Below are 10,447 nucleotides of genomic sequence, written 5' to 3' on the forward strand. Positions count from 1 at the left end.
CGAAGTGACGCGTGAGGAAGCGGAACAGGTTCTGACCGAGGCCGGGACGGCCGAGGACGACGCCTTCCCGCTGCTGGAGGCGGCCATCGCCTGCGCCATCCACGACTATCCGCACCGGGAGACGGCGCCGGTGCGCACCCTGGCCGCCAACGCCGCCGAGCGGCTGGCCGAGCGCATGGCCCGCGAATCCCATGACGACGCCCTGGTGGAGACCATGGCCTCGGACCTGCGGCTGAATGGCGACCTGCTGCATTACGACGACCCGGCCAACACCGACATCATCGACGTGGCCGAGCGGCGGCGCGGCCTGTCGGCGGCCCTGGCGGTGTTCTATATCCATGCGGCGGCGCAGGCGGGGCTGATTTGCCGGGGGGTGGATTTCCCGGGCCACTTCCTGCTGCGGGTCGAGACGCCGGACGGGCCGGTGGCGCTGGACCCGTTCAGCCAGGGCCGCATCGTCATGCCGTCCGAGCTGACCCGCCGGGCGCTGCTGGCCGGGCTGACCCCCCATGTGGCGGACCGGCTGGACCTGCTGATGGCCCCGGTGACGGACCGGCAGGCCCTGATCCGGCTGCAGAACATGCTGTATGTGCGCGCCCTGAGGCGTCAGGATTTCGAGGGCGCCGAGCGCTCGGCCGTCCGCCGCGTGCTGCTGGACCCCGAGGATCACCGCCCCTGGCTGGACGTGGCCACGGCGCGGGAGAAACAGGGCGCCCTGGCCGGGGCGCTGGCGGCGCTGGACCGGGCGCGGGGTCTGGACGGCCACGGCCAGATGCACGCCCGCAGCGCCCACGACCGCATCCGCCTGCGCCTGAACTGACGCTCCAGAGGCGGGTTCGCCTTGCGCCCGGGGCGTGCGGCGTCCATCTGCAAGCCCTCAACGCCACGCTTCAAGGACTTCGCCATGCTCAAGGTCGCCATCCAGATGGACCCCATCGAGGCGGTCAACATCGAGGCCGACACCACCTTCCTCCAGGCCATCACCGCCCAGGAGCGCGGCCACCGGCTTTGGGTCTATGACGTGGCCACCCTGGCGCTGGAGGACGGGCGGCTGTTCTGCCGCGCGCGGCCGGCAGCCCTGCGCCAGAAGGTCGGGGACCACGTGACCTTCGGCGACTGGTTGAAGCTGGACCTGGCCGAGGACATCGACGTGATCCTGATGCGTCAGGACCCCCCCTTCGACATGGCCTATGTCACCGCCACCTATCTGCTGGAGACGATCCATCCACAGACCCTGGTGGTCAACGATCCGACCGAGGTGCGCAATGCGCCGGAGAAGCTGTTCGCCACGCGCTTCAAGGGGGTGCAGCCGCCGACCCTGATCTCGTCGGACCCGGTGGCCCTGGCCGAGTTCCACCAGCGGCACGGGGACGTGGTGCTCAAGCCCCTGCACGGGGCGGCGGGCTCGGGCGTGGTGCGGCTCAAGGCCGACGATCCGAATCTGGAGGCGCTGGTGGAGATCCACGCCGGGATCAGCCGCGACCAGCTGGTGATCCAGAAATTCATCCCGGCGGTCGAGGCCGGCGACAAGCGCATCATCCTGATCGACGGCGAGCCGGTGGGCGCCATCAACCGGGTGCCGCTGAAGGGCCATGTGCGCTCCAACCTGCGGGTCGGCGGCCGGGCCGAGGCGGTGGAGCTGACCGCCCGCGACCGCGAGATCTGCGCGGCCCTGGCCCCCGAGCTGAAGCGGCGCGGCCTGATCTTCGTGGGCATCGACGTGATCGGCGACTATCTGACCGAGATCAATGTGACCTCGCCCACCGGCGCTGTGCAGCTGAAAGAGTTCACCGGGATCAACGCCGCCGCCCTGATGTGGGACGTGATCGAGGCGAAGGTCGGCTGATCACCGAACGCCGCTATTGCAAAACCTGACTGTTCATGCTTCGTTCTCATGCGGGAACGGAGGGCTCGGGCATGCTGGCCAGCGTGGTGACGGTGGCGTTCGACGGGGTGGACGCCCGGCGGGTGGACGTTCAGGTCCAGCAGCTGTCCGGGGATCAGGGCTTCTTCAACATCGTCGGCCTGCCTGACAAGGCGGTGGCCGAGAGCCGGGAGCGGGTGCGCGGGGCCTTTGCGGGCATCGGCCTGGCCATGCCGTCACGGCGCATCATCGCCAATCTGGCGCCCGCCGACCTGCCCAAGGAAGGCAGCCATTTCGACCTGCCCATCGCCCTGGCGCTGCTGGCCTCCATGGGGGTGATCGCACCCGATGCGCTGTCCGACTGGGCGGCGCTGGGGGAGCTGGGGCTGGACGGGCGCATCGCCCCGGTGGGCGGGACCCTGCCCGCCGCCGTGGCCGCCGCCGCCATGGGGCTGGGCCTGATCTGTCCCGAGGCCAACGGCCCGGAGGCGGCGTGGGCGGGCGAGGTGTCGGTGCTGGCGCCGCGATCGCTGATCGGGGTCATCAACCACTTCAAGGGCGTGCAGGTGCTGCGCGCGCCCGAGCCGGGGCCGGTCAAGGCGGCGACCGGCGGGCCGGACCTGCGCGAGGTCAAGGGTCAGGAGAGCGCCAAGCGGGCGCTGGAGGTGGCGGCCGCCGGGGGCCACAACCTGCTGTTCGTGGGCCCGCCCGGATCGGGCAAGTCCATGATGGCCCAGCGCCTGCCGGGCCTGCTGCCGCCCCTGACGCCGCAGGAGCTGCTAGAGACCTCCATGGTCTGGTCCGTGGCGGGGCTGATCGAGCGCGGCGGCCTGACCCGGGACCGGCCGTTCCGGTCGCCCCACCACTCCGCCAGCATGGCGGCCCTGACCGGCGGCGGGCACCGGGCCAAGCCGGGCGAGGCGTCGCTGGCCCACAACGGCGTGCTGTTCCTGGACGAACTGCCGGAATATTCGCCCCAGGCGCTGGATTCCCTGCGCCAGCCGCTGGAGACCGGCGAGATCGTGGTGGCGCGGGCCAACGCCCACGTGCGCTATCCGGCGCGGTTCCAGCTGATCGCCGCCATGAACCCCTGCCGCTGCGGGGTGGGCGGGCCGGGCAAGGGCGCCTGCGGCAAGGCTCCACGCTGTCAGCGGGATTATCAGAACCGCATCTCCGGGCCGCTGTTCGACCGCATCGATCTGACGGTGGAGACCCCGCCGGTGACCGCCGCCGACATGGCCCTGCCCCCGCCCGCCGAGGGCACGGCCGAGGCCGCCGCCCGGGTGGCCGCAGCCCGCGAGGCCCAGGCCGACCGCGCCCGCGAACACGGTCTGGATCCGGATCAGGGAATCAACGCCCGGGCGTCCGGCGAGACCCTGGACCGGATCGGGGCGCCCGATGAGTCCGGCCGGGCCCTGCTGATGCGGGCGGCGGAGGCGGGGGGTCTGACCGCGCGGGGCTGGACCCGCACCCTGCGGCTGGCGCGCACCATCGCCGATCTGGAGGGATCGACCCCGGTCCTGCGCCGCCACATCGCCGAGGCGCTGGTCTATCGCCGCACCACCGTGGGCCCGCAGGAGGCGGGCGCGGCGCCGGTCGCGGCCGAGACGGCGCCCGCCTGGTGACTCCCGCCTGAAGCGCACCGCCTGACGCCTCGCGGGTGATTCGGCGGCCCTTAACCGTTGTCGTGCATGCTCGTCCTCCGGTGGAGGGTGAGTGATGAGCATGCGGCGAAAGACCGTGAAGACCGAGACGGCGCAAAAGGCGCTCCCGACCAACCCGGCCGCGGCCGGGACTCCCGACGCCCAGGCGGCGGAGCGGTTCCTGCGGCTGATGAGCCATGAGATGCGCACGCCCCTGAACGGGGTGATCGGCATGCTGGGCCTGCTGGCCCGCACCCGCATGGACGGCGCCCAGCGCGCCTATGTGAGCGCCGCGCGGGATTCCGCCGAACACCTGCTGGGGCTGGTCAACGACCTGCTGGATTACGCCCGCGTGGATGCGGGCCATCTGGAGCTGGACTCCGAGCCCGTGAATCTGGAGGCGCTGGTCCAGGGCGTGGCCGAGCTGCTCAGCCCGCGCGCCCACGACAAGGGCCTGTCGCTGGTGTGGACCGTGGCGCCCGACGCGCCCGACGTGCTGGCCGACGAGGGCCGCCTGCGCCAGATCCTGTTCAACCTGGCCGGAAACGCGGTGAAGTTCACCGGGACCGGCGGCGTCCGCATCGCCATCGAGCGCGCGGGCGGCCGCGACAGCCGGCCGAAGCTGGCCTTCATCATCGACGACACCGGCCCCGGCGTGCCGCCCGAGGCGCGCGAACGCATCTTCGAGGAATTCGGCCACGTGGACGCCTCCGACGCGGCGCGCTTCGACGGCGCGGGGCTGGGTCTGGCGGTGGTCCGCAAGCTGGCCGAGGCCATGGACGGCAAGGTCTGCGTCACCGACCGGCCCGGCGGCGGCGCGCGCTTCCGTTTCGAGGCCGTCTTCCCCGCAGCCCCCGGCGCCGCCGAAGGGCGGGCCACGCCCCTGAAGGGCCTCGCCGTGGCGGTGAAATCCCCCGACCCCCTGGTGGCCGAGGCCGCACGCCAGCAGGTGGAGCCTGCGGCGGAACGGTGAAGACCGGCGCCACCGTCACCCTGGTGGACCACGCCGCCGCCGACACGGGCGCCCTCGCCGCCTGCCCCACGGGCGGCCGCTGCATCGTCCTGCTCAAGGCCGAGGAGCGCGAGCTGATCGCGCGCTATCGGTCGCAGGGCTTCCACGGCTATCTGATCAAACCCCTGCGCCGCGCATCGCTGGCGGAGCGCGTGCTGGCGGCCATCGGGCGCGGCGACGCCCCCATCGGCGGCCCGCCCCCGCCCCAGCGCGAGGACGACCGGGTCACCCCCGTGCGCTTCGCCGGGCTGCGGGTGCTGCTGGCCGAGGACAATCCGGTCAACGCCCTGCTGGCCAAGACCCTGCTGCGCCGCGAAGGCTGCGTGGTGGAGACGGCCGGCTCGGGCGACGAGGCGGTCCAGGCCCTGGCCCGCGCCCGCTATGATCTGGTGCTGATGGACATGCGCATGCCCGGCATGGACGGTCTGGCCGCCGCCCGCGCCATCCGCGCCCGGGGCGACCGCACCCCCATCGTGGCCCTGACCGCCAACGCCTTCGTGGAGGACCGCAAGGCGTGTCTGGAGGCCGGCATGGACGACCACCTGACCAAGCCCATCGACACCGATGCTCTCCGGTCGGCGCTTGCCCGCTGGACGAGCGGCGAACTCCGCGCCAAGGTCGCCTGCTGAATCGGGGCGCATGGGGGCGTCCCTGCAAAGGGACGCATCCATGACCGACCAGGGCCCAGGGGACTCCATCACGGCGGATGAAAAGCCCGCCGGGCGCTTCGGCGGGCTGGCGGTCTATCTGGAGCGCCGCTCGGCCACCATGCTGCTGCTGGGCTTCGCCTCGGGCCTGCCCAATCTGCTGATCTACGACACCCTGTCCGCGTGGCTGCGCGACGACGGGGTGACGCTGGAGCTGATCGGCTTCTTCGCCCTGGCCACCCTGACCTACGCCCTCAAGTTCATCTGGGCGCCCCTGCTCGACCGCACCAATGTGCCGATCCTGACCAAATGGCTGGGCCATCGGCGCTCATGGATGCTGCTGACCCAGGCGGTGATCATCCTCGGCCTGTGGCTGATTTCCGGGTCCAACCCGCAGACCCAGCTGGGCATGGTGGCCCTGTTCGCGGTCATGGTGGGTTTCTTCGGCGCCACCCAGGACATCGCCATCGACGCCTGGCGCATCGAGGCCGCCGACGACAGCCGCCAAGGCGCCCTGGCCGCCGCCTATCAACTGGGCTGGCGCGTGGCCCAGATCGCGGCGGGCTTCATCCCGCTGGCGCTGGCCCAGTACTACAACTGGAACCTCTCGTACGCCGTCATGGCCGGCCTGATGGGCTTCGGCGTGCTGGGCGTGCTGATGGCGCCGCGCGAGAAGCGGCACATCATTCGCGAGATTCCGGTCGCCGACATTCCCTCCAGGCCGGTGTTCGAAAAGATCGAATGGGTCGTGCGCCTGGCTCTGATCGCCCTCTCGGCCCTGATCATCGGCACGGGGCTGACCGACCGGCCCGACGCCCTGGCCTGGGCGCTGGCCCCGCTGGGCGAGGGGCTGGGCGCCGCCATCGCCGCGACCACCGATCAGGGCGACCTGCCCGGCGTCCTGATCCAGTTCGCCTATGTCATCGGCGGGTTCGTGCTGCTGGCGATCGCCTGCTGGCCGATCCCCGGCTACCGCACCCGGCCCGGCGCCTATCTGGCCGGGTCGTTCGGCGCGCCGCTGATGGACTTCTTCAACCGCTTCGGAAAGCTGGCGGGGCCGATCCTGGCGCTGATCTGTCTGTACCGTCTGGCGGACTTCGTCCTGAACATCATGAACCCGTTCTATCTCGATCTGGGCTTCAGCCTCATCGAGATCGGAGAGGTCAGAAAGCTGTTCGGCGTCATTGCGCTGTCGGTGGGCGTGTTCGCCGGGGGCTGGGCGGTGGCCAAGCTGGGCCTGATCCGCACCATGGTCATCGGCGCCTTCATGAGCCCGGTGTCCAACATCGTCTTCGCCTGGCTGGCGACCCAGGGACACGATCTGGGGGCCCTGTTCATCGCCATCGGCATCGACAATGTGGCGTCCGGCTTCGCGGGCACGGCGCTGATCGCCTACATGTCCAGCCTGACGTCCATCGGCTTCACGGCGGTCCAGTACGCCCTGTTCAGCTCGCTTTACGCCCTGCCCGGCAAGCTGGTGGCGTCACAGTCGGGCAAGATCGTGGAGGCCTCGGCCCGCTCCGCCGACGCCGGGGGGCCGCTAGCCGCCTTCAAGCCGCTGTTCTCGAACCTGCCGGCCAACTCCCTCACGACCGGCGCGCTCACCAGCGGGGTGACGCCGGCGGGGCTGGGCGCGGGCTATTTCGCCTTCTTCCTCTACTCGACCGCGATCGGCGTCTTCGCCATAGTCCTGGCCTTCTACGTGGCCGCGCGACAGGGACAGATCCCGACCGCGCCGCCTGAGGACAAGGCGTCGACCTGACGCCTCACCCCTCCTCGGCGATGCCTTCCTCGTAGGCGGCGAAGGTGGCGGCGTTGAGGATCTGGCTGACGGACGAGCCCAGCGGCACGATCTGGACCGACTTCTCCAGCCCGATCAGCAGCGGCCCGATCAGGGTGGCGCCGCCGAGCGCCTCGATCATCTGCGTCGAAATCACGGCCGAATGGATCGCCGGCATGACCAGCACATTGGCCTCCCGCGACAGGCGCATGAAGGGGTGCGAGCCGCGTGCATCGGGGGTCAGGGCCAGCTCGGGCGGCATCTCGCCCTCGTATTCGAAGTCCACGCCGCGCTGATCCAGGATGCGGATGGCCTCGCGCACCTTCTCGCCCCGGTCGCCCGGGGGGTTGCCGAAGCTGGAATAGGACAGGAAGGCCACCCGGGGGGTGCGGCCCAGCTTGCGGACCGCGGCCGCCGCCTGGATGGCGATGTCGGCCAGCTCCTGGGCGTCGGGCAGCTCGTGGATGGAGGTGTCGGCCACGAAGAGGGTGCGGCCGCGCGCCATGACCACCGACAGGCCGATCAGGGTGCTCTTCACGTCCAGAACCCGGCTGACCTCCTTCAGCGCCATGTTGAAATTGCGGGTCACGCCGGTGACCATGGCGTCGGCGTCGCCGTGGGCCAGCATGGCCGCGCCGAAATAGTTGCGGTCCTGATTGATCATGCGCTGCACGTCGCGGCGCAGGTAGCCGCGCCGCCACAGCCGCTGATACAGGGCCTCGGTGTAGGCCACATTGTTGGGCGAGACGCGGGCGTTGATGATCTCGATGCCCAGATCCTCGAACACCAGACCCGCCTCGACGGCGTTCTGGCGCACCAGCTCCTCGCGGCCCACCAGGATGGGGGTGCCCAGCTCCTGCTGCTTGAAGGCCCAGGCGGCGCGGATGACCGAGGTCTCCTCGCCCTCGGCGAACACCACGCGCTTGTTGGGCGCGCCGCGCACGGCCGAGGAGATCTTCTGCATCAGGGCGGCGGACGGATCGAGCCGCTGACGCAGGGTGGCGCGATAGGCGTCCATGTCCTCGATGGGCTTGCGCGCCACGCCGGTGTCCATGGCCGCCTGGGCCACGAAGGGCGGGATGTACCAGATCAGGCGCGGATCGAAGGGCGTGGGGATGATGTAGTCCGGACCGAACTTCAGCTTGCGGCCGCGATAGGCCACGGCCACCTCGTCCGGCACGTCCTCGCGGGCCAGGGCGGCAAGGGCCTGGGCGCAGGCCACCTTCATCTCGTGGTTCACCTGCCGGGCGCGCACGTCCAGGGCGCCGCGGAAGATGTAGGGGAAGCCCAGGACGTTGTTGACCTGGTTCGGATAGTCCGACCGGCCGGTGGCGATGATGGCGTCGTCGCGGACGCTGCGCACGTCCTCGGGGGTGATCTCCGGGTCCGGGTTGGCCATGGCGAAGATGATGGGACGCGGCGCCATGGAGGCGACCATCTCCTTGGTGATGGCGCCCTTGGCGGCCAGGCCGATGACCACATCGGCGCCGACCATCGCCTCGGCCAGGGTGCGGTGCGGGGTGTCGGTGGCGTGGGCGGCCTTCCACTGGTCGACATTGTCGCGGCCGCGATAGACCACGCCGTCACGGTCGACGATGACGGTGTTCTCGTGCTTCACGCCCGCCGCCTTCATCAGGGCGATGGACGACAGGCCCGCGGCGCCGGCGCGGCGAGGACCACCTTGACGTCCTCCAGCTTCTTGCCCGCCACGTGACAGGCGTTGATCAGGCCGGCGGTGGAGATGATGGCGGTGCCGTGCTGGTCGTCGTGGAAGACCGGGATGTCCAGCAGGTCCTGCAGCTGGGTCTCGATCTCGAAGCATTCGGGGGACTTGATGTCCTCCAGATTGATGCCGCCCCAGGTGTCGCCGATGTTCTTGACCACGGTGATGAACTCGTCCGGGTCGGTGGTCTTCACCTCCACGTCGAAGGAGTCCACGTCGGCGAAGCGCTTGAACAGCACCGCCTTGCCTTCCATCACCGGCTTGGACGCCATGTGGCCCAGATTGCCCAGGCCCAGGATGGCGGTGCCGTTGGAGATGACCGCCACCAGGTTGCCCTTGGCGGTGTAGTCATAGGCCAGGTCCACATCCTCGGCGATGGCCCGCACCGGCACGGCCACGCCCGGCGAATAGGCCAGCGACAGGTCGCGCTGGGTCGCCATGGGCTTGGTCGGCGCCATGGAGATCTTGCCCGGCGTCGGCTCGCTGTGGAAATCCAGGGCTTCCTGGTCGGTGAAGGTCTGCTTTTCGGTGTTTTCGGGCATGGGGTCGCTGCAAGGCACGCGGGTGCGGCAAGGGAAGGCGAGACCCTAGAACCCGGGCGCCCTTCCCACAACCACAACAGGCTGGAGTTTCTGCCTGCCGGGCCGCGTCGTCAGGATTTCAGGGCAGGACCCCGGTGGTCTCCACCTCGACCGGCCCGGTCATCAGTACGTGATCGTCGCTCTCTCGCCACTCGATGATCAGTTCGCCGCCGTCCACGATCACCGTGGCCGCCCGGTCGGTCAGGCCCCGTCGGGCGCAGGCCACCAGAGCGGCGCAGGCGCCGGTGCCGCAGGCCAGGGTCAGGCCCGCGCCCCGCTCCCACACCCTCAGTCGAATGCGGTCCCGGGCCTCCACATGGGCGAAGCCACGTTCACCCCCTCGGGAAACAGTGGATGATGCTCGATCAGCGAGCCGGTGGCCCGGGTGAAGGCGTCGTCGGGAACGTGGTCGATGAAGAACACCACATGGGGATTGCCCATGCTGACGGCGCCGGGCGTGTGCAGGACAGGCGCGTCCACCGGCCCCACCTGAAGCTCGATGCCGCGGGTGTCCATCTCCTCGGCCAGCGGGATCTGGTCCCAGGCCAGGCGCGGCGGGCCCATGTCCACGGCGACGCGAAGCTCGCCGGCGCGCGCGGCGGTGGTCGGCCCGCCGAGGGTGTCGATCACCACCCGGTCGCGACCGCCCGCCAGGGTCAGCAGCCAGCCGACGCAACGCAGGGCGTTGCCGCAGGTCTCGACCACGCCGCCGTCGGCGTTCCAGACCCGCATGAAGGCGTCGCCGGTTTGCGAAGGCTCGATCACGATCAGCTGGTCGCAGCCGCCGGCCGGGCCGGTCTCGCGATCGGCCAGGGCGCGGGCCTGTTCGCTCGTCGGCGCAAAGGGGCGCTCCATCGCGTTGATCACGATGAAGTCGTTTCCTGCGCCGTTCATCTTGACGAAGGGGTGCGTCATGGTCTCCGCATATAGGGCAATTCCGGCTCGGCGTCAGAGCACGCGACGAAGGACAGTTTTTCCATGAAAGCCCAGGGTCAGGAGCACACCCACACGGGTTGGCGGCTGAGGGCGCGTCTGAGGGCGCTGTACCACGGCTCGTCACCGACGGCGGTGCGCTTCCGCCTGGGCGTGATCGTGGTGGACTTCGCCATCATCGCCTTCTTCATCGCCGCGCCCCTGCTGAAGAATCAGAGCGGCCTGATCTTCTATCTGATCGACTATGGGATCGCGGCGATCCTG

The 10,447-nt window shown here is 70.3% G+C and carries 6 protein-coding genes and 3 pseudogenes; 7 read left to right on the forward strand and 2 right to left on the reverse strand.

The window, feature by feature from the left end:
* Positions 1 to 4: 4 nt before the first annotated feature.
* The 6 genes from MBEBAB_RS01155 (at position 5) to MBEBAB_RS01175 (ending at position 6,928) form a co-directional block, all read left to right on the forward strand.
* Positions 5 to 820, forward strand: coding sequence for a SirB1 family protein (locus tag MBEBAB_RS01155; protein WP_021696084.1), 816 nt, complete (start codon positions 5 to 7; stop codon positions 818 to 820).
* A gap of 84 nt (positions 821 to 904) precedes the next feature.
* Positions 905 to 1,846 (forward strand): glutathione synthase, encoded by a 942-nt coding sequence (gene gshB, locus MBEBAB_RS01160; RefSeq protein WP_045318617.1) that lies wholly within the window; start codon positions 905 to 907, stop codon positions 1,844 to 1,846.
* A gap of 71 nt (positions 1,847 to 1,917) precedes the next feature.
* Positions 1,918 to 3,489 carry a YifB family Mg chelatase-like AAA ATPase gene (locus MBEBAB_RS01165; protein WP_021696086.1) on the forward strand — a complete coding sequence of 524 codons (1,572 nt, stop codon included), beginning with the start codon at positions 1,918 to 1,920 and terminating at the stop codon, positions 3,487 to 3,489.
* Between the two features lie 94 nt (positions 3,490 to 3,583).
* Positions 3,584 to 4,480, forward strand: coding sequence for a sensor histidine kinase (locus tag MBEBAB_RS17015; RefSeq protein ID WP_242397011.1), 897 nt, complete (start codon positions 3,584 to 3,586; stop codon positions 4,478 to 4,480).
* Positions 4,477 to 5,148, forward strand: a complete 672-nt coding sequence (locus MBEBAB_RS17020) for a response regulator (protein WP_242397012.1) — start codon at positions 4,477 to 4,479, stop codon at positions 5,146 to 5,148. Before MBEBAB_RS17015 ends, MBEBAB_RS17020 begins: the two co-directional genes overlap by 4 nt.
* Before the next feature lie 40 nt (positions 5,149 to 5,188).
* Positions 5,189 to 6,928, forward strand: a complete 1,740-nt coding sequence (locus MBEBAB_RS01175; RefSeq protein WP_081703367.1) for an AmpG family muropeptide MFS transporter — start codon at positions 5,189 to 5,191, stop codon at positions 6,926 to 6,928.
* 4 nt (positions 6,929 to 6,932) lie between these two features.
* Here the strand turns inward: MBEBAB_RS01175 and MBEBAB_RS01180 are convergent.
* Positions 6,933 to 9,211 (reverse strand): annotated as a pseudogene (locus MBEBAB_RS01180) (NADP-dependent malic enzyme).
* Positions 9,212 to 9,329: 118 nt separating this feature from the next.
* Positions 9,330 to 10,165 (reverse strand): annotated as a pseudogene (gene dapF, locus MBEBAB_RS01185) (diaminopimelate epimerase).
* Positions 10,166 to 10,228: 63 nt separating this feature from the next.
* Between dapF and MBEBAB_RS01190 the strand changes: the two are divergent.
* Positions 10,229 to 10,447: pseudogene (locus MBEBAB_RS01190) on the forward strand (ion transporter); the annotation flags it as partial.

It is taken from the genome of Brevundimonas abyssalis TAR-001 (genome assembly GCF_000466985.1).
GTDB classification, from domain to species: Bacteria; Pseudomonadota; Alphaproteobacteria; order Caulobacterales; family Caulobacteraceae; genus Brevundimonas; species Brevundimonas abyssalis.